This is a genomic window from Streptomyces cirratus, from assembly GCF_014650775.1.
GTDB lineage: Bacteria > Actinomycetota > Actinomycetes > Streptomycetales > Streptomycetaceae > Streptomyces > Streptomyces cirratus.
Window position 1 is genome coordinate 42,570 of sequence record NZ_BMVP01000008.1, and the last position, 23,282, is coordinate 65,851.

15 protein-coding genes are annotated in these 23,282 nt (G+C 69.8%); 11 read left to right on the top strand and 4 right to left on the bottom strand.

The window, feature by feature from the left end; genetic code table 11:
• Window positions 1-33: 33 nt before the first annotated feature.
• Genes IE207_RS20590 through araA form a run of 3 tightly spaced genes read left to right on the top strand, consistent with a single transcriptional unit; the run spans window position 34 to window position 3,984 of the window.
• Window positions 34-1,785 carry a ribulokinase gene (locus IE207_RS20590; protein WP_190185734.1) on the top strand — a complete coding sequence of 584 codons (1,752 nt, stop codon included), beginning with the start codon at window positions 34-36 and terminating at the stop codon, window positions 1,783-1,785.
• Window positions 1,782-2,453 (top strand): L-ribulose-5-phosphate 4-epimerase, encoded by a 672-nt coding sequence (locus tag IE207_RS20595; RefSeq protein WP_190185735.1) that lies wholly within the window; start codon window positions 1,782-1,784, stop codon window positions 2,451-2,453. The genes IE207_RS20590 and IE207_RS20595 overlap by 4 nt, the downstream gene beginning before the upstream one ends.
• A 16-nt stretch (window positions 2,454-2,469) precedes the next feature.
• Window positions 2,470-3,984 carry an L-arabinose isomerase gene (gene araA / locus IE207_RS20600; RefSeq protein WP_190185736.1) on the top strand — a complete coding sequence of 505 codons (1,515 nt, stop codon included), beginning with the start codon at window positions 2,470-2,472 and terminating at the stop codon, window positions 3,982-3,984.
• 209 nt (window positions 3,985-4,193) lie between these two features.
• On the opposite strand, the gene mmsB is transcribed toward araA, so the two are convergent.
• From mmsB to chvE, 3 genes are all read right to left on the bottom strand, one after another.
• Window positions 4,194-5,444, bottom strand: a complete 1,251-nt coding sequence (gene mmsB, locus IE207_RS20605; RefSeq protein WP_190185737.1) for a multiple monosaccharide ABC transporter permease — start codon at window positions 5,442-5,444, stop codon at window positions 4,194-4,196.
• A 3-nt stretch (window positions 5,445-5,447) separates the two neighbouring features.
• Entirely contained in the window at window positions 5,448-6,995 is a 1,548-nt protein-coding gene (mmsA, locus tag IE207_RS20610; protein WP_190185738.1) for a multiple monosaccharide ABC transporter ATP-binding protein, read from the bottom strand.
• A 109-nt stretch (window positions 6,996-7,104) separates the two neighbouring features.
• The gene (gene chvE, locus IE207_RS20615; RefSeq protein WP_229873848.1) at window positions 7,105-8,202 is read right to left on the bottom strand and encodes a multiple monosaccharide ABC transporter substrate-binding protein; all 1,098 of its coding nucleotides are present in this window, start codon (window positions 8,200-8,202) and stop codon (window positions 7,105-7,107) included.
• A gap of 525 nt (window positions 8,203-8,727) precedes the next feature.
• On the opposite strand from chvE, the gene IE207_RS20620 reads away from it, so the two are divergent.
• From IE207_RS20620 to IE207_RS20640, 5 genes are all read left to right on the top strand, one after another.
• Entirely contained in the window at window positions 8,728-11,319 is a 2,592-nt protein-coding gene (locus IE207_RS20620; protein ID WP_190185739.1) for an IPT/TIG domain-containing protein, read from the top strand.
• Window positions 11,320-11,940: 621 nt separating this feature from the next.
• Window positions 11,941-13,608 (top strand): FAD-dependent monooxygenase, encoded by a 1,668-nt coding sequence (locus IE207_RS20625; RefSeq protein WP_190185740.1) that lies wholly within the window; start codon window positions 11,941-11,943, stop codon window positions 13,606-13,608.
• 325 nt (window positions 13,609-13,933) lie between these two features.
• Window positions 13,934-14,284, top strand: a complete 351-nt coding sequence (locus IE207_RS20630; RefSeq protein WP_190185741.1) for a VOC family protein — start codon at window positions 13,934-13,936, stop codon at window positions 14,282-14,284.
• Window positions 14,285-14,607: 323 nt separating this feature from the next.
• Entirely contained in the window at window positions 14,608-15,159 is a 552-nt protein-coding gene (locus IE207_RS20635; RefSeq protein ID WP_190185742.1) for a cupin domain-containing protein, read from the top strand.
• A 283-nt stretch (window positions 15,160-15,442) separates the two neighbouring features.
• The gene (locus tag IE207_RS20640) at window positions 15,443-15,859 is read left to right on the top strand and encodes a CBS domain-containing protein (protein WP_190185743.1); all 417 of its coding nucleotides are present in this window, start codon (window positions 15,443-15,445) and stop codon (window positions 15,857-15,859) included.
• A gap of 1,329 nt (window positions 15,860-17,188) precedes the next feature.
• Here the strand turns inward: IE207_RS20640 and IE207_RS34130 are convergent.
• Window positions 17,189-18,784, bottom strand: a complete 1,596-nt coding sequence (locus IE207_RS34130; RefSeq protein ID WP_373304737.1) for a serine/threonine-protein kinase — start codon at window positions 18,782-18,784, stop codon at window positions 17,189-17,191.
• A gap of 475 nt (window positions 18,785-19,259) precedes the next feature.
• Here IE207_RS34130 and IE207_RS20650 point away from each other — a divergent pair, with 475 nt between their 5' ends.
• From IE207_RS20650 to IE207_RS20660, 3 genes are all read left to right on the top strand, one after another.
• Complete coding sequence (locus tag IE207_RS20650; protein WP_190185744.1) at window positions 19,260-21,302, top strand: M4 family metallopeptidase; 2,043 nt, start codon at window positions 19,260-19,262, stop codon at window positions 21,300-21,302.
• 281 nt (window positions 21,303-21,583) lie between these two features.
• On the top strand, window positions 21,584-22,210 hold the full coding sequence (locus tag IE207_RS20655) for an HAD family hydrolase (RefSeq protein ID WP_229873849.1): 627 nt from the start codon (window positions 21,584-21,586) through the stop codon (window positions 22,208-22,210).
• 659 nt (window positions 22,211-22,869) lie between these two features.
• Window positions 22,870-23,274, top strand: a complete 405-nt coding sequence (locus tag IE207_RS20660; RefSeq protein WP_190185746.1) for an aggregation-promoting factor C-terminal-like domain-containing protein — start codon at window positions 22,870-22,872, stop codon at window positions 23,272-23,274.
• Window positions 23,275-23,282 lie beyond the last annotated feature (8 nt).

A 23,282-nucleotide genomic window follows, 5' to 3' on the forward strand; every position in this document is an offset into this window, starting at 1 on the left:
GGCCCTCCCGGCGCTCCGTACGAAGGATGTGAAGTGACCGTGACCCCTCCCACCCCGGCCGCGGAGAGCCACGTAGTGGGTGTCGACTTCGGCACGCTCTCCGGCCGGGCCGTGGTGGTCCGCGTACGCGACGGCGAGGAGGTCGGCTCCGCCGTCCACGCATACCCCCACGGCGTCATCGAGCACGAACTCCCCACCACCGGCCGGACCTTGCCGCCCGACTGGGCCCTCCAGCACCCCGACGACTGGCGCGAGGTGCTGCGCACCGCCGTGCCCGCCGCGGTGGCCGCGAGCGGCATAGACCCGGCCGCCGTCATCGGCATCGCCACCGACTTCACCGCCTGCACCGTCCTGCCCGTACGGGCCGACGGCACCCCGCTCGCCGAGACCGCGCTGGGCGTGCGGCCGCACGCCTGGCCCAAGCTCTGGAAGCACCACGCAGCCCAGAGCCAGGCCGACCGGATCAACCACCTCGCCCGCCAGCGCGCCGAGAAGTGGCTCCCCCGTTACGGCGGCAGGATCTCCGCCGAATGGCAGTACGCCAAGGCGCTCCAACTGCTGGAGGAGGACCCGGAGACCTACGCCGCCACCGAGCGCTGGATCGAGGCCGCGGACTGGATCGTCTGGCAGCTGACAGGCGTCGAGACCCGCAACGCCTGCACGGCGGGGTACAAGGGAATCCACCAGGACGGCCACTACCCGAGCGAGGACTACCTCGCCGCCCTGCACCCCGGCTTCGCCGACTTCGCGCGCACCCGCCTGGAGCACCCGCTCTCCCCCCTGGGCTCCCGGGCCGGCTCCCTGACCGCCGAGGCCGCCGCCTGGACCGGGCTGCCCGAGGGCATCGCCGTCGCCGCCGGCAACGTCGACGCCCATGTCGCCGCCCCCGCCGCCCAGGCCGTCGAGAACGGGCAGCTCCTCGCCATCATGGGCACCTCCACCTGCCACGTCGTCAACGGCCCCGTCCTCGCCGACGTCCCCGGCATCTGCGGAGTCGTCGACGGCGGCATCATCGAAGGCGCCTACGGTTACGAGGCAGGGCAGAGCGCGGTCGGTGACATCTTCGCCTGGTGGCTGCGCCAGGGCGTACCCGCCGACTACCTGGCCGAGGCCGAGAACACCGGCGAGGACCTCCACCAGCTGCTCTCCCGCAAGATCGCCGGTCAACCCGTCGGCGGCCACGGCCTGGTCGCCCTCGACTGGATGAACGGCAACCGCTCCACCCTCGTCGACCACCACCTCTCCGGCGTCATCGTCGGCCTCACGCTCGCCACCCGCCCCGAGGAGGTCTACCGGGCGCTGCTGGAGGCCACCGCCTTCGGCACCCGCACCATCGTCGACGCCCTGGAGCAGGGCGGCGTCCCCGTCACCGAGTTCGTCGTGACCGGAGGACTGAGGAAGAACCCCCTGCTCATGCAGATCTACGCCGACGTACTGCGCCGCCCCGTCTCCCTCGCAGAGTCCGCCCAGGGCCCGGCCCTCGGCTCCGCCATCCACGCCGCCGTCGCCGCCGGCGCCCACCCCGACGTACGCACCGCGGCCGCCGCCATGGGCCGGGTGCGGCGCGGCGCCTACCAGCCGGATACCGCCCGCGCCGACGTGTACGACTGCCTCTACGCGGAGTACCGCGCCTTGTACGACCACTTCGGGACCGGGCCCGACAAGCTCCTCCACCGCCTGCGCGCCCTGCGCAACGCGGCGCTGACCGCCGCGCAAGCCGATCCGAAAGCCACCCCGGGCGCCGCCCCGGCCGCTGCCGTCCGAAAGAGCGAGGTCCGACCATGAATTCTCCGATCGACCTGATGCGCCGCCAGGTCAGCGAGCTCCACCAGGAGCTGGTCCGCTACGGCCTCGTCGTCTGGACGGCGGGCAACGTCTCGGCCCGCGTCCCCGGCAAGGACCTGCTGGTGATCAAGCCGAGCGGCGTCCCGTACGACGAACTGTCGCCCCGGAACATGATCGTCTGCGACCTGGACGGCACCGTTGTCGAGGGCGATCACTCCCCGTCCTCGGACACCGCCGCGCACGCCTACGTCTACCGCCACATGCCCGAGGTCGGGGGAGTGGTCCACACCCATTCGACGTACGCGAGCGCCTGGGCCGCGCGCGGTGAGGCCGTGCCCTGCGTACTGACCGCCATGGCCGACGAGTTCGGCGCCGCGATCCCCGTCGGCCCCTTCGCGCTGATCGGTGACGACTCGATCGGCATGGGCATCGTCGAAACCCTCCAGGGCCACCGCTCTCCCGCCGTCCTGATGAAGAGCCACGGCGTCTTCACCATCGGCAAGGACGCCAAGGCCGCCGTCAAGGCCGCCGTGATGTGCGAGGACGTCGCCCGCACCGTCCACATCTCCCGCCAGCTCGGCGAACCCCTGCCGATCGCGCAGGACGACATCGACCGCCTCAACCACCGCTACCGGACCGTGTACGGCCAGCGCCCCGCTGCCCGCTAAGGAGACACCCGCCCCCATGAAGGCACTGAAGGCAATCGAGGGCCGCGAGGTCTGGTTCCTGACCGGCAGCCAAGGGCTCTACGGCGAGGACACCTTGCGTCAGGTCGCCGTGCAGTCCTGCCGGATCGCCGAGACACTCGGCGACTCCCCCGGGATGCCGGTCCACATCGTCTGGAAGCCCGTGCTCACCGATGCCGGCGCGATCCGACGGGTCTGCCTGGACGCCAACGCCGACGACGCCTGCATCGGCCTGATCGCATGGATGCACACCTTCTCCCCGGCGAAGATGTGGATCTCGGGCCTGGACGCACTGCGCAAGCCGCTGCTCCACCTGCACACCCAGGCCAATGCCGCACTGCCCTGGGCATCGATCGACATGGACTTCATGAACCTGAACCAAGCGGCCCACGGGGACCGCGAGTTCGGCCACATCCAGTCCCGGCTCGGTGTGGCACGCAAGACGGTCGCCGGGCACGTCACGGACCCCTCGGTCGCCGACCGGATCGCCTCCTGGGCCCGGGCCGCCGCCGGCCGCGCCGAGCTGCGCGGCCTCAAGCTGGCGCGATTCGGCGACAACATGCGCGATGTGGCGGTGACCGAGGGCGACAAGGTCGAGGCCCAGCTCCGCTTCGGCGTCTCGGTCAACACCTACGGCGTCAACGACCTGGTGGAGGCGGTCGACGCGGCGGCCGACGGCGAGATCACCGAACTGGTCAAGGAGTACGAGGACACCTACCGCCTCGCCCCCGAGCTCCGCGCGGACGGGGACCGGCACGAGTCGCTGCGGTACGCCGCCCGTATCGAACTCGGCCTGCGCGGCTTCCTGGCGGACGGCGGCTTCCAGGCTTTCACCACGAACTTCGAGGACCTCGGAGGGCTTCGCCAGCTGCCCGGCCTGGCGGTGCAGCGGCTGATGGCCGACGGCTACGGGTTCGGCGGCGAAGGAGACTGGAAGACCTCCGTCCTGCTGCGCACGCTGAAGGTGATGTCCGCCGGGCTGGTGGGAGGCACCTCGTTCATGGAGGACTACACCTACCACCTGGAGCCGGGGCGGGAGCTGATCCTCGGCGCGCACATGCTGGAGGTCTGCCCGACCATCGCGTCGGACGTACCGTCCTGCGAGGTCCACCCGCTGGGCATCGGCGGCCGCGAGGACCCGGTCCGCCTCGTCTTCGACGCCCGGACCGGGCCCGCCATCGTGGTAGGACTGGCCGACATGGGCGACCGGTTCCGTATGGTCGTCAACGAGATCGACGTGGTCGAGCCCCTCGAACCGCTGCCCCATCTCCCGGTCGCGCGTGCGGTGTGGCAGCCGCGACCGAACCTGCGCACCTCGACCGAGGCGTGGCTGACCGCCGGCGCGCCCCACCACACCGTGCTGTCCGGCGCGATCGGGACCGAGGAGCTCGCCGACCTCGCCGACATGCTCGCCACCGAGCTGCTGGTCATCGACGCGGACACCACGATCCGCCAGTTCACCAAGGAGATCCGCTGGAACCAGGCGTACCACCGCCTGGCCCAGGGCTTCTGACACCGACTGGGTCCCAGGCCGCCGCTCCTCCCGACCGGGAGGGGCGGCGGCCGACGTCATGCCGGGGGCACGAGCGTGGCGGCTTCCCCGGCGCTCTCACGGTGGTGGACACGACCGACCGCGCCTGCCCGGGCCCGGTCCCGGCGGTGGGAACGGGGCCGGCGCGCCCCCCCCGCGAGGGGGACGCGCCGGAGAGGGGACGCACCCGGTCAGGAACCGGCCTTGCGCTTGTTGTAGACGTCGAACCCGACCGCGGCGAGCAGCACCAGGCCCTTGATGACCTGCTGGTAATCGGTGCCGATGCCGACCAGCGACATGCCGTTGTTCAGCACGCCGAGCACCAGGCCGCCGATGATGGCGCCGAGCACGGTGCCGACACCGCCGGAGGCCGAGGCGCCGCCGATGAACGCGGCGGCGATCGCCTCCAGTTCGAAATTGATGCCGGCCTGCGGCGTACCCGCGTTGAGGCGCGCCGCGAAGACCATCCCGGCCAGCGCGGCCAGCACCCCCATGTTGACGAAGGCGAGGAAGACGATCCGCTTGCCTTTGACGCCCGACAGCTTCGCCGCGGCTTCGTTGCCGCCGATCGCGTAGGTGTGGCGGCCCAGGATGGAGTTGCGCATCAGGTAACCGAAGGCGACCAGCAGCACGCCGAGGATCAGCAGCACGATCGGGAAGCCGTGGTAGCTCGCCAGCAGCAGGGTGAACACCAGTACCGCGGCCGCAATGGCACCCAGCTTTGCCAGGAAGAAGCCCAGCGGGAGCACTTCGAGGCCGTAGCGGGCGGCTTGCCGGCGCCCCCGGACCTCCTGGAGGACAGCCAGCGCGAGTACGCTGAGCCCCAGCAGCAGGGTGAGGTTGTGGTAGTCGGTGTGCGGGCCGACCTCCGGCAGGAAGCCGCTGCTGATCTCCTGGAAGCCCTTCGGGAAGGGCGCCACCGACTGGCCCTGCAGCACGATCTGCGTCCCGCCGCGGAACAGCAGCATGCCGGCCAGCGTCACGATGAACGACGGGATGCCCACGTAGGCGATCCAGAACCCCTGCCAGGCCCCGGCGGCCGCGCCGATCAGCAGGGCGGCGGCCAGCGCGAGCGGCCACGGTACGTCGTGCTGGACCATCATCACGGCCGCGGCGGCCCCTACGAAGGCGGCCAGCGAACCGACCGAGAGGTCGATGTGCCCGGCGATGATCACGATCATCATGCCGATGGCCAGGATCAGGATGTAGCTGTTCTGCTGGATCAGATTGGTGATGTTGAGCGGCTGGAGCAGGATGCCGTCGGTCCAGATCTGGAACACCGCGACGATCAGCGCCAGCGCGACCAGCATGCCGTACTGGCGTATGTTGCCGCGCAGGGCCCGTGCCAGCAGCGGGCCGAGGCCGCCACCGCCTCCGGGCTTCGCGGGCGGGGCCGTCTTGAGGTCCGTGCCCGTGGTGTCCGTGGTCTTCGTCTGAGCCATGCCCTACACCTGCTCGTTCTGGGTCGCGGCGCTCACGGTCATGAGGCGCATGAGTGATTCCTGGGTCGCGTCCGCGCGGTCCACCTCGCCGGTGAGCCGGCCTTCGGCCATCGTGTAGATGCGGTCGCACATGCCGAGCAGCTCGGGGAGTTCGGAGGAGATGATCAGCACCGCCTTGCCCTGGGCCGCGAGTTCGGCGATCACCGTGTAGATCTCGGCCTTGGCGCCGATGTCGATGCCCCGGGTGGGTTCGTCGAGGATCAGCACGTCCGGCTCGGAGAAGATCCACTTGCTGAGGACGACCTTCTGCTGGTTGCCGCCGCTGAGCTTCCCGGTCTGCGCGAACACCGACGGTGCCTTGATGCGCATGCTCGTGCGGAAGGACTCCGCGACCCGGTTCTCCTCGTGCTCGCTCACCCAGCCGCGCCGGGAGACCTTGCCGAGCGCGCTCAGCGAGATGTTGCGGCTGATGCCCTCCGTCAGGTTCAGCCCGAGGCGCCCCCGGTCCTCGGTGACGTACGCGAGGCCGTGGCCGATCGCTTCTGGGACGGTACGGGTGCGGACCTCCGTGCCGTTCAGCAGCACCCGGCCCCCCGTATGGCGCCCGTACGAGCGGCCGAAGACGCTCATCGCGAGCTCGGTGCGGCCCGCACCCATCAGGCCGGCGATCCCGACGATCTCACCGCGCCGCACGTGGAGTGACACGCCGTCGACGACCTTGCGCTGATGGTCGATCGGGTGCTGCACCGTCCACCCCTCGACGGCGAAGACGACGTCGCCCGCCTCGGAAGTGCGCTCGGGGTAGCGGTGCTCCAGATCGCGGCCGACCATGCCCCGGATGATCCGGTCCTCGGAGATGCCGTCCGCGTCGACCGCGATGGTCTCGATGGTCCGGCCGTCGCGCAGGATCGTGACCGAGTCGGCGACCTGGGCGATCTCGTCCAGCTTGTGCGAGATGAGGATGCAGGAGATCCCCTGGGCCTTGAGCTCCAGGGTGAGGTCGAGCAGCTTGCGGCTGTCCTCGCCGTTCAGCGCCGACGTGGGCTCGTCCAGAATCAGCAGCTTGACGTCCTTCGCGAGCGCCTTGGCGATCTCGACCAGCTGCTGCTTGCCCACGCCGATGTCCGCCACCCGCGTGTGCGGGCTCTCGTCCAGCCCGACCCGTCGCAGCAGCGACGTGGCGTGGGTGAGCGTCTTGTTCCAGCTGATGATGCCCCGGCTGGCGTGCTCGTTGCCGAGGAAGATGTTCTCCGCGATGGAGAGGTACGGCACCAGGGCGAGTTCCTGATGGATGATCACGATGCCGCGCTGTTCGCTGGCCCGGATGTCCTTGAAGGCGCAGGGTGCGCCCTGGAAGAGGATTTCGCCCTCGTAGGAGCCGTGCGGGTGGACCCCGCTGAGCACCTTCATCAGGGTGGACTTCCCGGCGCCGTTCTCACCGCAGACGGCGTGGACTTCGCCGTGGGCGACGCTCAGGTTGACCTCGGAGAGCGCTTGGACACCGGGGAAGGACTTGCTGATCGAACGCATTTCGAGGACGGGTCCGGCCATGGTGGTGCGTCCGTTCGACGGGGGCGGAACGGGCGGGGGCCTGTCAGGTCGACTTCCCCCGCCCGGACGCGCCCGGCTTAGGTGGGGCCCTGCGTTCAGGGCCCGGCGGCTACTTGAGCTGGTCGGCGGTGTACTGCCCGCCGTCGACCAGGACCTTCCGGTAGTTCTCCTTGTCGACGCTGACCGGCGGCAGCAAGTAGGCCGGGACGACCTTGACCCCGTTCTGGTACTGCTTGGTGTCGTTGACCTCGGGCTTGCCGCCGGTGAGCAGCGCGTCGCCCATCTGAACCGCGACCTTGGCCAGCTCGCGGGTGTCCTTGTAGACGGTCTGGGTCTGCTCACCCGCGATGAGGGATTTCACCGACGCCAGCTCGGCGTCCTGGCCGGTGACGATCGGCAGCGCCTTGCCCGAGCCGCCGTAGCCGACTCCCTTGAGGGAGGAAAGGATGCCGATGGAGATGCCGTCGTACGGGGAGAGCACCGCGTCGACCCGGGCCGAGGTGTACGACTTGCTCAGCAGGTTGTCCATCCGGGACTGGGCTACACCGCCGTCCCAGCGCAGAGTGGCGACCTGGCTGAAGCCCGTCTGGCCGCTCTGGACGACCAGTTTCTTCTGGTCGATGTACGGCTGGAGCACGCTCATGGCGCCCTGGAAGAAGAAGGTGGCGTTGTTGTCGTCCGGCGAGCCGGCGAACAGCTCGACGTTGAAGGGGCCCTTGCCACTCGCGAGGTCCAGCTTGTCGACGATGTAAGTGCCTTGCAGCACACCGACTTTGAAGTTGTCGAAGGTCGCGTAGTAGTCGACGTCGCCGGTGCCGCGAATGAGGCGGTCGTACGAGATCACGGGGATCTTCGCCTCGGCGGCCCGGTGGAGGACGTTCGTGAGCGAGGAGCCGTCGATGGCGGCGACCACCAGCAGCTTGGCACCCTTCGTGATCATGTTTTCGATCTGCGACACCTGGTTCTCGACGACGTTGTCGCCGTACTGCAAGTCGGTCTTGTAGCCCTTGGCCTGGAACTGCTTGACCATGTTGTCGCCGTCGTTGATCCAGCGCTCCGACGACTTGGTGGGCATCGCGATACCGATGAGACCGCCCTTGGCGTCACCGCCCTTGGCTCCGTCACCGACACCGTTGGCGCTCTGGCCGCAGGCCGTCAGGGCCAAGGCGAGGCCCGCAGCGGCGAGGCCCGTCAAAACCTTTCGCACTCTTCCTCCAGTGGTATACCGCGATCGGCGCGACCTCGGCACATGCCTCGGATCGGGTCGAACGGGGGCCGAGCGCCGGCCCGGGGTGGGAGGGGGCCGGGTTCGCCCGGGGTCGGTACGGCCGACCGGGCGGCGGGGTGAGTGAACCCTGCTGGAGGCCCCGGTGGGTGCCGCTCTGGGCTGGCGTTACATGAGTGTTAACGCTCACAGAAACTCCGTCAAGGGCTCGGAGATCACCGTTGGGTATAGCGAGGGGATGGTGGGGACGTGCTCGGCGGCGGTGCTCGCCGCCGGATCGTCAACGCTGACGATCGCACCACGCGTCCACCGCGCCTGTCCGTACTGCTTGCCGGTCGCCGCCTTCGAGCTCCCCTCGCACTCGCCGCCCCCGCTGGTCCTCGGCGTTTGCCCAACTGGTTGCCGTTCTGGTGCCGTCGTACGCTGGACGAGGGATGCCGAAGGCCGACTGACGAGCCTGAGTGAACACCGGCGCTCGTGCAGCGGCGGGCTCCGGAGGAATCTGTCGTGACCGTTTCCAGTCAGGCCAGCATCACCGCCATGCAGGCTGTCACTTCGCCGAAACCCGGGGACGTCATCGAGGTCGCCGGCTACCAGACCCCTCACGACGGGGGAGGCGGAACCTTCTTCTTCGACACCACGCACATCACCTCGGCAGTGATCAGTACCGTCCGGATCACCGGGGCGGGGGCCGACCCGTCCAGACCCGGACCGATCGTGATCAAGGCGCCCGGTCACCGTTTCACCACCGGCCAAGCGGTTCTCGTCGAGGGTGTCGCCGGAACGAGCGCCAACGGGCGGTGGCTGGTCGCGGTCGACCCGCTCACACCGGACTCCTTCACCCTGCTCGGCTCCAGAGGCGACGGCCCGCTCATGGCGGGCGACGCCCGAGCGACGAGCATCACGGTCACCACGTCGTCGCCGCACGGACTCGCGCCCGGCGGCCGCGCTTGCATCGCCGGCGTGGTCGAGACGGGCGACTTCAGGCTGAACGGCAGCCACCTGCCCGTCGGGACGTTGACGGCGACCGTGTTCACCCTCGCCGCCAAGACCTCGGGCTCGTACGACCGCGGCGGGTCGGTCGGGGACGGAGGCGTGTCCTTCCCGTCCAATGCGCCGTCGACGGGCCCGGCTCGCGGGGGCCGCTGGATCCGACGGCGCGACCGCGGTGAGCTCAACGTCAAGTGGTTCGGGGCGGTCGGCGGCGGCAAGGCGGACGACACGGAGCACCTCGTCGCGACGATTCGCGCGGCCAGGACGCTCGCCACCGGCGTCTACCTTCCTGCTCAGAACTTCAAGACCACCGAGGAGATCAGACTGGAGACCCTTCCCATACCCGGAGCCAACGACATCGGACTGACCATCCGCGGCGAGGGGGCGGTTCCGCCGACCGGCGATCGGACCCGCATCTCGGCCGCTGACACCGCCATGCGGTCGGTCATCTCGGTCGACGCCGGCAACGTCACGATCCAGGGTGTGACCCTGCACTGCTCGGGCGCTGCCGACCACGCCCTCTACCTCCAGGCCGCAGCGCGGCTGCACCTTGACGACGTGCAGGTGTTCAGCGCCGTCAAGGACGGTTGTCGAGTCGCCGGAAGGCGTGACAGCGGAGAACCCGCGAACAGCGACAACGTCTACGTGCGGGAGTTCAACGCCACCGTGTGCGGGACGATGTACTGCTCGCCGTCGCTTGCGCACCGGTACGGCAACATGAGGGCGATCGTGCCGACCGCGGGGTCGGTGTCCTGCAAGGCCGGCAACCAGACGATCACCGGAACGGGCACCGCGTTCAGGTCGATACCTGCCCGGCCGGGAGACTTCATCGTCGTCGGAGACACCGACGGCTCGCTGCAGAAACTGGAGATCGCCAGGATCGTCGACGATGCCACGATCGAAGTCGACTCCCTGATCACCCCGTCGACCAGCCTCTCCGGGCAGCCCTACGCCATCGGGGTAGGCGACGGGTGGAGCGACGCGCTCGACGTGGCCGCCGCAGGCCCTCTCGTCCCGGGTGACAACAGCCGGGCGCGGATGGACACGGGGACGTTCCTGTCGTGCGCCGGAAGCGGAATCGTGAGCCGTTCCCCATACGGTCCGCTTCTGCAGCACCAGGAATTCCAGTTCTGCGGATTCGCCGGCATCGTGGTCGGAACGCTTTCCGGCGCCAGTGCCCTCCAGTTCAACACCGTGATCTCACACGCGTACTTCGAAGGTGTCTTCCTCGGCGCGTGCGTCTTCGTGGCGCAGGCACGGGGGATCACGATCGACCAGCCGATGTGGGCCGGCCAGCCGGCTCACCGTCGTCTGGTGTTCAGCACGATTGCCGCCCACAACGCAGGGATCGTCGGCTACGTGGCCGACATCAACACCACGGACTCCGGTGCCAGCGCCCTTCACCCGATCGGGGATTCGACCACCACTGACATCCCCGCCCTGACCAGCCTGAACCTCAAGAACACGGGTACCCTCATCATGCCCAGCGGGGGAGCCGCGGTGATCATCGACAGGAGTCCTTGGACCACACGGATTCCGGTCACCTCGCGGAACCTCAACTTCGTGGCCGACCGGGGGAAGATCGACTCCGCTGCCGACATCACCGCCACGCCGACTTTCCCGGCCGGCGTCGACGGGCAGGAGATCGCGGTCTGCAATGTCAGCGAGCACCCCCTGACCTTCCACGACTGCCGGAGAGGGCTCCCGGGCACCCTGGGCACCGGCCTCGTCCTGGACTGCGCCCCGGGCGGCAGCATCTCCCTGGCCAGGGGACAGATCGTGGAGTTCTACTTCTCGTCGACCAACTCCATGAGCGGCCTGTGGACGCAACGGGGCCCGGTGTCCGCCTCGGCTCCCGTCCTCGTGTCCCTCGCCGGTAACGCGCACGCACCAGGCGGCGACACGATGGTGGTCAAGGGCAGAAACCTCGACGAGGCATCCCTCGTCTACATCGGCTCCGGCACCCAGAAGTTCGGGAACATCACCTCGACCTCGTCCACGTCCCTCACGTTCACCATGCCTCCGATGGCCGCCGGCACCTACAACGTCCTGGTGACGACCGGCCACGGCGCGAGCAACGTGTTGCCGCTCAGCGTGGCCAACTGAGGTGCCACACAGCGCGGTTCAGGGGTGTGGACGTCAACGCCGAGGGGGCCCGCAGGATCCTGGAACCCGCAGGATCCTGGAATTCGCCGACGACGCCCGCGTGCCCGTCACCCTGATCTCCTCCGCCTCAGCTGCTTTCGATGTCCCCCGGGGACGGCCTCGCTGCCCGCTCCATGCGCGCGTACGGCCAGTCCAAACGCCGAGCCGAAGAACCGGCCGCCCGGTGCCCCGGTTCTCTGCCCATCCAGCCCGACCGATCCGGGGGACGCGACTGCCCCCCGGCCTCCACTGGGCCACGGCCGGCCCTGCGCGCCTGACCGCAGCCGACCTGGAGCTTTCCGAGGTAACCGAAGCCCCCACGGACAACATCCGACGCTGCCCGCCGTGGACAGCGTGAAGCGTGGTTCAGCCTGGAGGACGCTCGAGGGAGGGGCGTCGCGCCGACGCCGCGTTCTTGGACGCAGGGTCATGCCGCCAGGTGAGCGATCACCCCCCGTTAACCCGCCCGGACCAGCTGATCAGCGGCTACCGCGCGGCGCGGAGCCATAACCTCGCGGGTCGGTGCAACCTGGTGAAACACACTGGCTCACGGGCCAAGCCGGATGACGAGGGGTCCTGATCATGGCCGATATCGACGTACTCGTGGTGGGCGCGGGCCCGGTGGGCCTGACGGCGGCAGCCGAGCTGCGGCGCCACGGAGTGGACTGCCGCATCGTCGATCGGCTGGCCGGCCCGCAACCCTATGCCAAGGCCATCGGCATCCAGCCGCGCACGCTGGAGGTGTGGGACGACATGGGCCTGGCCCGCGGGGCGCTGGACAACGCGGTGCCGCACCGGGGCCAGATGGTCTTCATCGACGGCAAGCCGAGCCCCCAGGTCGAGCTGACCCTGCCGCCCGAGGTCCCCTACCCCTTCGCCACGCTTCCCCAGTACGCGACCGAGCGGCTGCTCGTCGAGCATCTTGCACGCTTCGGCACGGAGGTGGAGCGGCCGACCGAGCTCCGCTCGGTGCAGACGCACCCGGACGAGGTCGAGGCCGTCCTCGCGCACGCCGACGGCCGGACCGAGCGTCTGCACGCCCGCTACGTCGTGGGCTGCGACGGCGCGCACAGCGTGGTCCGCAAGGCGGCCGGGCTGGCTTTCGAGGGCGACGCCTTCCCCGAGCAGTACATGATCGGTGACGTCGAGCTCGACTGGGGGCTGCCCGCCGGCTACAGCATGCGTGCCGTGAACATGGACGCGAACGGTGCGATGGCCGACATGCTCATTTGCATTCCGATGCCGGGCGTCCGGCGGTATTGGCTGTCTATGCTGCGCCCTGGCGCCCACGCCGGCGGCGATGGTGAAGACGGCTGGAGCGCGCCGGACGGGATGGGGGACGGCCACGGACCGGACATCGACCAGATCCAGGCCGTGCTCGACCGGCTGTCCCCGGAGCCGACAACCGCCTCCAGGCTGCGCTGGTCGTCCTCCTTCCGGGTCAGTCACCGCCTGGTGGACCGCTACCGGAATGGGCGCCTCTTCGTCGCCGGGGACGCCGCGCACATCAACCCGCCGATCGGCGGTCAGGGGCTGAACACCGGCGTACAGGATGCCTACAACCTCGCCTGGAAGCTGGCCCTGGCCGTGCGCGGTGTGGCCACGGACGACGTGCTGGAGAGCTATCACGCGGAACGCCACCCGGTCGCGCAGGAGGTGGTCGACCGCACCGTCCGACATGCCCGCACCACCGGTCATGCCCGCTCCGGCCTCGGCAACAAGGGGGACGACGCCGAGACGACGCTGCGGCGCCAGGCCCAGCTGCTGGTCGCCTACCCGGACAGCCCCTTGATCCAGCCGAAGCCGGCGGACGGCACACCCGCGGCCGGTCCCGCCACCGGCGAGCGGGCACCGGACTGCCGCGGCCTGCTGAGCGACCTCGCCAGCTACCCGCGGCGGCTGTTCGACCTGCTGCGCACCCCCCGGCACGTGCTGCTGCTGTTCGCGGGACCGGAGCACGCCTCGGGCGACAGCGCCGCACGGCTCGAAGCCTGCGCCGCCGAGGCGCATCGCGCCGCCCACGGCCTGCTCGACACCTATGTGATCACCGCCGCAGAGGTACCGCGGGACACCGGCCCGGTCCGCCTGCGCCTGCCGCGGGTGCACGACGCGGCGGGCGAGTTCCGCGACGCCTATGCGCCGCGTGACGGCGAGGCCCTCCTGATCCGCCCGGACGGCTACGTCTCCGGACGCTTCCACCCGGCCGTACCGGAACGCCTGACGGAACATCTGCGCCGAACCTTCGCCTGACCCACGCCGGGCTGCCGCGGGCGGAGCGCCACCGAGGGTGCTGTCGAGCCTCGCTCAGTACTTCCTCCGCCTCCTCCAGGGCTTTGCTCACGACGTGGAGCAGCTCCCCTCGGACCGGGCTTCCTGAGCTGGCCGGCAGACCGTCCCCGTCACACGGTGATGCCCGCACAGCCGAGTCGGCCGTCCACCAGGCCCCGCGGCCTCCGGTTCACCCGGAGGCCACGGGGCCTCCTCGTGTCACGCATGGGGTCGAGGACTCCCCGGGACCTCGCGTGCCAGGATGCCGGTGACACGACCTCCAGCACGTCGACGGGCAGGGCCGGCCATGATCAGTGGTGCACATGTCATTCTCTACAGTCAGGACCCCGAGGCGGACCGTGCCTTCATCCGTGACGTCCTCGACCTTCCCGGCGTCGACGCGGGCGGCGGCTGGCTGATCTTCAAGCTGCCCCCGGCCGAGGTGGCCGTGCACCCGGCCGACGGTCCGACCCGGCACGAACTGTTCCTGATGTGCGACGACCTCGATTCCCAGCTTGACGAGTTCCGCGCCCGGGGCGTCGCGATCACCCGCCCGGTCAGCGAACAGCGTTGGGGCAAAGTGACCGCGATCCGGCTCCCCAGCGGCGCCGAACTCCCGCTGTACCAACCACTGCACCCCACGGCCCACAGCCAGTGACGGTCCGCCGCCCCGGCCGCCGCATCCGATCTCGGACAACGGCTCATGCCGGTTGACCGGCTGCCCACGCGTCATCCGCGACGAGATCAAACAGGGCGGTCATGAACGGGTGTGTCCGGTCAGGCGCTTGATCTCCTGGCCGGTGGCCCGGTGCCGGATCCGTACCGTCGCCCTGTAACCCGAGTTCTCGTCGGCACCGCGGCGACCACGGCCCCGGTGTCCACCCTCGTCCGCTGGAACTCCGCGCACCCCGTCACATCTCGGCCCGCCGGTCCGTCAGGGAGTTGAAGCCGCCGAACAGGCCGACACGAGGGAGCACAACCATGACCCACACCCCCGGCACCCCGAGCTCCCGGACACCGGACCCGGGAGTGAACACCGCGTTCCGGCGCGAGGCCGGAGCGACGGAGGACGAGGAGCGTTTCATCCTGCTTGAACCGGGTGCCGTCCGGCCCGGCCGCGTACCGCTGCCACCCGCCTTCGCCGTCAAGGCCGCCACGGCCGACACCGAGGGGCGGCTGTCGCTCCTCGAAGTGACGCTGGCGAAGGACATTCCGCGCCACGTCCACCACCGGGCCGACGAGTGCGTCTACGTCCTTGAGGGAGTCCTCGCCATCGAGTTCGACGACCGCACCCACTCCGCGCCGCAAGGGACCTTCGCCCTGCTGCCCCGTGGCGTCCCGCACGCCCTGCGCCGCGCCTCCGACCCGCCGCCGCGCGTCCTGCAGATCTCTTCCCCGGGCGGCTGGGAGTGCTACGTCGAGGACCTGGTCGAGGCCGGCCCGACCGTCCTGACGGATGGGGAACTGGACCCCGAGAAGATCAACCCCATCGCCGCCCGACACCACATCCACTACGAGGAACGGCGCCCCTGAGGAACCCGCCGGTCCTGCCGGTGGCGCAGGGACACCACGCACGCCAGGCGGGGCGCTTTGGCCCCGGTGGCGTGCAATGGGTCAGGTCCGCGACGGACGTCGAGGTTCCGCGCGTCTCGTCAGCCCTGCACGGCAGGCCGGCGGCATTGGGGTTGCCTGGCTGCGCCAAGGGGTGGCTGGGCGGCATGTCGTGTTATGCGTCCGTGTCTCGGGGCACATCTGGTTGCATCCCGCGGCGCCGCTCATCGGGCGGCGTCGCACCGCCGAGGCAAGGAGTGTCGTAGTGACGACGGCCCGCGAGATCATGACCGAAGGCGCCGAGTGTGTCGGTGCCGAGGAGACGGTGCTGGAAGCGGCGAAGAAGATGACACGGCTGGGAGTCGGTGCGTTGCCCATCTGCGGCACTGACGACAAGCTCAAGGGGATGCTCACCGACCGCGACATCGTGGTCAAGGTCCTGGGCGTGGGCAAGGACCCCGGCCAGGTCAAGGCTGGTGAGCTCGCGCAGGGTGAAGCGGTCACGATCGGAGCCGATGACGACGCCGAGGAGATCCTCCGAACGATGACCTCGCACCAGGTGCGCAGGCTGCCGGTGATCGACGGGCACCGCCTGGTGGGCATCGTCGCCCAGGCCGACGTCGCCCGCGCCCTGCCGGACCCCAAGGTCGGCGACCTCCTCCAGGCACTGTCCACCGACTGACAGCCGGCAGTAGCACGCCGGTCTGCCGTCACGGGGCGCCGGCCCCCACCGGTCCGCGCCCCACCGCGGCGCGGACGCACGCCGGTGCGCCCGGGACCAAAACGAGGTGGTGCGGTCCGCTCCGGGACGCGCACGCAGGTCCAGCGCCGCCGGCAGGTGCCCCGTCCTCACTGCGTCGGACCCGATCGCGGTACGGGCGAGTGCCGGCGCGGCCTACTGTCCGAGTGCGCATTCGCCAGACGTTTCAGCCGGGGGTCGATGAGTTTGGGCGGCGGTTCGGCTCTGCCCTGCATGACTCGGAACGTCGCCGCCTCCTCGTACTCTGTGGACTGCATCGTCACCAGGCCAGATCCCGGTCCGGACGACGGTCCGGTCCTTGGTGCGGGTGCCGTCGCCCTCGGCTGGAAGTTCGTCACCACCGGTCTGCCCGATCCGCTCGTACGCGAGCGAGCCATGGCGGCGCCCCGGGCAGCGGCAGGGACCTCCACTTCGTCTCCATCGGCGGCGGCGCCATGCGGCTCGGCGCTCGACGCCGGGCTGGCCGACGCACTGACGCTGCACCCCACGCCCGTCGTGCCGGGCGCAGGGACAGTACTGCTCACGGGTGGAGCGTCGCGCAGACCGGTGCGGCAGAGCTCTGTCTCGACATCGACCACGACGCAGCTGCCGTTCTTGCGGGGACGCGATGACGAGGTCAACGTCAACGGGACGGCCTTGGGCGTCGAGTCGTTCGGCGACCGACCTGCGCGACAGCGGGGAGTCGACGACCACGGTCACGCAGGTGCCCGCCTACACCCTGCGGGACCTCGCCGCCGACGCGGCGGCCCTTGCCGTGGCGCTCGGCGGGGAGCGTACACACCTCGCGGGGATCGGCGTGGGCACGGGATGGTCGCCCAGGTCGCCGTGCTCGACCATCCGGACGCGTTCTCGGCGCCCACCCTGGTCGGTACCCGCGCGGTTGCCCCCGGGCCGCCCGACGAGGACCTCCCCGACCATGACCGGGGCGACCATGAGCCGGCTGTTCGCGCTTCCGACGCCCGATTGGGCCGACCGTGAGGCGGTCGCGGAGTTCGCCGCCGCCGGTGCGGAGATCCGCGGCGACGATCCCGTCGCCGCGCGGGCAATCGCTGCGCGCATCTGGGACCGCACGCCCGGCACCGCAGCCCCGGTCCAGATGGCCAATCAGATGGGCTTGGTGTTTTCCAGGCTCGACTGCGCGCCCCGCTGGCGCGAGTGCCTCTCGCGGTCGGCAAGGTCGCCGAGGCGATGCTCACACTGGGTCGGTGAGACGTCGGCAGCAACCGTACCTGGACTGGGACTTGGCGACGGTCAGGTAACCGGCTCCTGCATTTCTTCGCGGATCTTGCGGGTTTCCTCTGCCGCCAGGTCGAGCTGGGAGTCCGTACTGTTGGTGGGCCTGAACGTCACACTGCAGGTGGTGTTGCTGTCGGCCCAGACGCACACGATCACGTTGCTGTTGTAACCGGCGGCCGTCTCGCAGCTGAACACGACATCTGAGCCGGGTACGCGGATCTCCCTGCGCGGTACGAGGACCTTCTCGTGCTCTGCTATCACGGACTTCAATAGGAGGCCCCGTTCCGCCGCTTGCTCCTCCTCCTGTTCCAAGTGTTTGAGGCGGCCGTACGTGCCGGAGACGCTCACTTGCCGGAACGTGCGGCCCTTCAGGGTTTGGGTGTAGTAAGCCTCGACCCCGAAAGCGTCCTTGTGGTTCACATTGTTTTCGAGCTTCTTCTCGAGAGGCACTTGGTCTCGGCTGTACGCACCGTCCACCAGTGCCTGGGGCGGGTCGAGCTTGTACTTGGCTGCCGGAAAAGGGGTTTGCGATCCCTGGCCGTTGAGCTCGTACACCCCGATGCTCACGCCACCGGCCAGGAGCAGGGCGCCGACCAGCATGAGGGTGGGTAACCCGGTGCTTTTCCTTTCGGGCTCGGTGTGCCGGGCGGCGGCAACGGTCTCCGCGCTCTCCATGCCGTCTGCTGTCGCCGGGGCAGTCTTCTCAACAGCCGCTGCCGCTGCCGCTGCCGCTGCCGCTGCGGGTGCGGGTGCGGGTGTCGGCTCGGGCGGGCGAGCCGGTACGGGCAGGGTCGGCGGGTGCGGAGCCGGGACCGGGGGCGTGTTCGGCGCGAACAGGTCCAACAGCCTTTCGGGGGTCGGCCGTCGTGCCGGCTCCTTGGCCAGGCACTCGGCGACAATGGGGCGCATGCCCTGCGGCAGGGCGGACAAGTCCGGCTGTTCGTATACCGACCGGTACATCAACCCCATCGGCGTGCCGGCCCCGAACGCACTACCGCCCGCCGCGGCGACCAGTACCGCCCCCAGCGCGAACACATCCGCCGCACCGCCGACTTCACGTCCCTGTGCCTGCTCGGGGGCCAGGAACCCGGGCGTCCCGAACGCCGCTCCGGTGGAGGTTATCCGGGTCGACTCCAGGGCCCGGGCGATGCCGAAATCGAGAACGCGCGGGCCGTCCTCCGCCATGATGATGTTGCCCGGCTTCATGTCACGATGGACCAGGCCACAGGCATGAATGGCCTGCAACGCTTCCGCCAACGCGGCTGCCAGCGACCGAAGTTGCCGTTCGTCCATCGGCCCTTGCTCGGCGAGCAGCCCTGACAGCGTCGGCCCTGCTATGTAGGCGGTCGCCAGCCAAGGTGCCGCCGCGTCCGGATCGGCGTCGACGACCGGCGCTGTGTGGAACCCTCCCACCTTCCGCGCAGCCTCGACCTCGGCACGGAACCTCGCGCGGAAATGCGCATCACCGGCCAGCTCGGGGCGGGCCACCTTCACCGCCACCCTGCGTCCGCCACGGGAACGCGCCAGGTATACCGTCCCCATGCCGCCCGCGCCCAGTTCCCGCTCCACGGCGTACCCGCCAATACGCCCCGGCAGGTCCACGCCGTCCACTCCCCGCCCCATGCGCTACAGCCTCCCCCGTGGAAACACCGGGTGTCAGTATGGTGGCCCGTCCAACCAGCGTCACGCACGAACGGGCCATCCCCATACCGATCCGGCCGTTCTCGCGTTCCGCTCACCGCGACCGCGACCGCGACCGCGACCGCGCTCCGGGTCAGGCGGATGGAGCCGGGAACTCCCGCTCGGGTTGGCCGATCGACGGTGGCGGTCCGTCACGCAGTAGGTGTCATCCCCCACATGCCACGTCGGTGGTCGGACAGCCCTGCGTCACCCCGATGTGTCCGGTCAGCGGACGTCGAACGTTGCATTCAGGACACGATTGGGCCTATTCATGACGCGCTCCTGACAAAGATCGAGATCGCTGGCAATCTCTCCCCATCCCCAGCACGAAACAGCTCCGAACGCTCTGCCCCGGCCGGCTGCTTTCCAGCCACCCGGTAACCCCCCACACGCAGAAGGAGTCCGCGTGAAGTCCACGTCTCGCCGTCATGCCACCACCACGGCCACCCTGCTCACCGCAGCCGCCCTGCTCACCGTTGGTGTCCAGGCGGGCAACGCCAGCGCGCAGCCCGAAGGAAGCGCGAACGCCACCAGCCCCAAGGGCCAGCCGGTACACAACCCGGGCGCGCTGCCCGCACAGCTGTCCCCGTCCCAGCGCGCCGAGCTCATAGCCAAGGCCCAGAGCACCGCGGCCACCACGGCCAAGGAGCTCGGCCTCGGCGCCCAGGAGAAGCTGCTCGTCCACGATGTGGTCAAGGACCAGGACGGTACCACCCACACCCGGTATGAGCGCACGTACGAGGGACTCCCGGTCCTCGGCGGCGACTTGGTCGTCAGCCGTACGGCGGCCAACACGACCACGAGCGTGGCCAAGGCGTCCGCCGGCCAGCTGCAGGGCCTCTCCACCACCGCCCCGGCCGACGCCCCGACGGCCGCCTCCAAGCAGGCCCTCGATGCCGCGAAGGCCGTGGGCTCCACGGCCGCCAAGGCCGACGTCGCACCCCGCAAGGTCGTGTGGATGGCCAAGGGCGTGCCGACCCTCGCCTACGAGACCGTCATCGGCGGGCTCCAGGACGATGGCACCCCCAACCAGCTCCACGTCATCACCGATGCCCATACGGGTGCGAAGCTGCACCAGTGGCAGGGCATCGAAACCGGTGTCGGCAACACCCACTACAGCGGCCAGATCACCCTCGGCACCTCGCAGTCCGGTTCGAGCTTCACGCTCAACGACGCGGGCCGCGGCGGTCACAAGACGTACAACCTGAACCGCGGTACGTCCGGCACGGGGTCGCTCTTCACCCAGTCCACCGACACCTGGGGCAACGGCGCCAACTCCAACGCCGCCACGGCGGGCGCCGACGCCGCCTACGGCGCCGGGGTCACCTGGGACTTCTACAAGAACGTCCTCGGCCGCTCGGGCATCCGCGGCGACGGCGTCGCCGCCTACTCCCGCGTCCACTACGGCAACGCGTACGTCAACGCCTTCTGGGACGACGGCTGCTTCTGCATGACGTACGGAGACGGGACGGCCAACAACGACCCGCTCACCTCGCTGGACGTCGCCGGCCACGAGATGACGCACGGCGTCACCGCCGCCACCGCGGGCCTCAACTACAGCGGCGAGTCGGGCGGCCTGAACGAGGCGACCTCCGACATCATGGGCACCTCGGTCGAGTTCTACGCCAACAACCCCAGCGCGCCGGGCAACTACCTCATCGGTGAGCAGATCAACATCAACGGCGACGGCACCCCGCTGCGCTACATGGACAAGCCGAGCAAGGACGGCGGGTCGGCGGACGCCTGGTACTCCGGCGTCGGCAACCTCGACGTCCACTACTCCTCGGGCCCGGCGAACCACTGGTTCTACCTGGCCTCCGAGGGCTCCGGCGCCAAGACGGTCAACGGCGTCAGCTACAACTCGCCGACCTCCGACGGCCTGCCCGTCACCGGCATCGGCCGGGACAAGGCCCAGCTCATCTGGTACAAGGCGCTCACCAGCAAGTTCAACTCCAGCACCGACTACAAGGGCGCCCGCGACGGCACGATCGCCGCGGCCACCGAGCTGTACGGGGCGGGCAGCGCCGAGGTCACCAACGTCACCAACGCCTGGGCCGCCGTGAACGTGGGCACCCGCTCGAACGGCGGCACCCCCACCCCGGGGAACGTCTTCGAGAGCACCACCCGCGTGGCCATCCCGGACTCCCCGGGCCCCGCGGTCACCTCGTCGGTGAACGTCACCGGGATCACCGGCAATGCGCCGAGCACCCTCAAGGTCGGCGTGAAGATCACCCACACCTACGTCGGTGACCTCCAGATCGACCTCGTGGCTCCCAACGGGACCTCGTACCGCCTGCAGAGCTCCTCCTCGGACTCCACGGCGAACCTCGACAAGACGTACACCGTCAACGCCTCGGCCGTGGCCGCCAACGGCACCTGGAAGCTGAAGGTCCAGGACAAGGGCGCCGCGGACGTCGGCACCATCACGGACTTCAAGCTCACCTTCTGAGCAGCCGACCACGCATGACCTGAAAGGTGCCCGGGGCCCCCACGGCTCCGGGCACCTCCGTTCGTGGTGGCAGATACGGTCGCGTCCGGCCTGATGCCGCCGGGTCCGGTTCCGCACTGCCGTGTTCGTCCGGCTTCGGGCCGGAGTTCTGCCGGGGGATGGTCGCCGCTGTGCCAGCCACCCGTGTGAGAGACTCTGCGGCACCTGTATGTCATGGACCGGACATCCGTGCGCCCTCGCGGTGCACAAGGAGAAGGGGCTACGACACCATGAGCACAAGCGTGTCCAGAGGTTTGGGCCGGGCGAGCCTCGCGCTGGGTGCGGCCCTGGCGTCGACCGTGCTCTGTGCCACGGTGACCGCGGCAGCGCCCACGGGCGTCGGCGCGGTCGCGGGCAGGGGCTCCGTCAAGGGTACGGTTGGTGAATCCGCTTGCCCCGTCGTGTACTTCGACCTGGGCGAAACCCTCGTCCATACCGCCGACGACGGCAGCATCACATATCTGCCGGGAGCGGCCCCTTATCTGCGCGCCCTGCGCGAGCACCGCATCAGGATCGGCCTGATCACCAACGTTCCCCCTTCCTGGGGGACGACCGACGCCGAGCGTGCCGCCCGGCTGAGGAAGGAAGTCGACGCCGTGTGGAAGGACTCTGCGCCCTTCGCCTGGGAGGACTTCGGCGACCGGATCTTCACCCCGCGCACCGAGGCGGAACGCAAACCGGCCCCCGTTCTCTGGCAGCGCGCGAGGGCCGAGTCAGGGCGCTGCCGGCTCGTCTTCCAGGCGGAGACGGCAGAAGAGGTCGAGGTTGCCGCCTCGCTGGGCTATGTGCCGTACCAGGTCGGGCAGCCCCACCGCCCCGAGTTCCTCCCGGTCGGCCTGGTCCAACTCCTCGGCCACCGCCCCCACTGATCACGCCACCGTGACCGCGGCAACCGCAACGACGTCACCCGACTGTCCGCCTGATCCCCGCCAGGGGTGACAGATCGTGGCCGGTACGGCCGCGGCCGGCGACCAGGACAGGAGGAGGACCGGGGGAGCGGCGAGAGCGGCGCTGCCGAGCGCGAGGCGGAGGGTCCGGCGACGCCAAACACAGGCGGACGTGACCACCCGCGGCGCGGTCAGCGGGGCAGCCCTTCAACGGCGAGCGGACGTGTTGCGGCCGACTTCTCCCCGCGAACCTGTGCCCCTATCTGAGGCGTAAGTGCCCACGCGAGGTGCTCAGGTAGACACGCAGGGTGATATCAGCTGGCGCTGTGGGTGACACGCCCCATAGGAGGCGCGTCACATACGAGCCGGGGTAGTAGGTCTTCCTGGCGCTTGTTCTGCCGGGAGGGCCCGCGGCTGCACCGCCTCCCAGCGGAGGCTCCGGTGCCGTGCTGCGGTCGGTATGAAAGTGCCTAGTAGCGGAGGTCGTTGCCAGGTCCGGGCAAGCCTGGCTAACTGGTTGATGTCGCCGGGCGGCACGGGTGCTCCACCCGCCGCCGACGAACCCCTCTCCACCGCGTGAGTGGCTCACGCATGTCTTCGGCATGCCGCGACCGTCCTTGTTCCCTTCGGAAGGTTCGTCCGTGTCCAACGCAGTCATCCGTCGCATCGCCGCTTCGAAGAAGACCCTCGCCGGTGGCATCGTCGCGCTGGGAGTCGCCGGCTCGATGCTCGCCACCGTTCCCGCTCAGGCGGCCCCGACGAGCGCCAAGGCGATCGCGCACCAGATGATCAAGGACCCGGCGCAGTTCGCGGCCTTCGACAAGATCATTTCTCACGAGAGCGGCTGGGACCACACCGCGACGAACGCCTCTTCCGGTGCGTACGGTCTGGTCCAGGCCCTGCCCGGCTCGAAGATGGCCTCTGCGGGGTCCGACTGGAAGACGAACCCGGCCACCCAGATCAAGTGGGGCCTGGACTACATGAACTCCCGCTACGGCAGCCCGGTAGGCGCTTGGAACTTCTGGCAGGCCAACCACTGGTACTAAGCGACCGG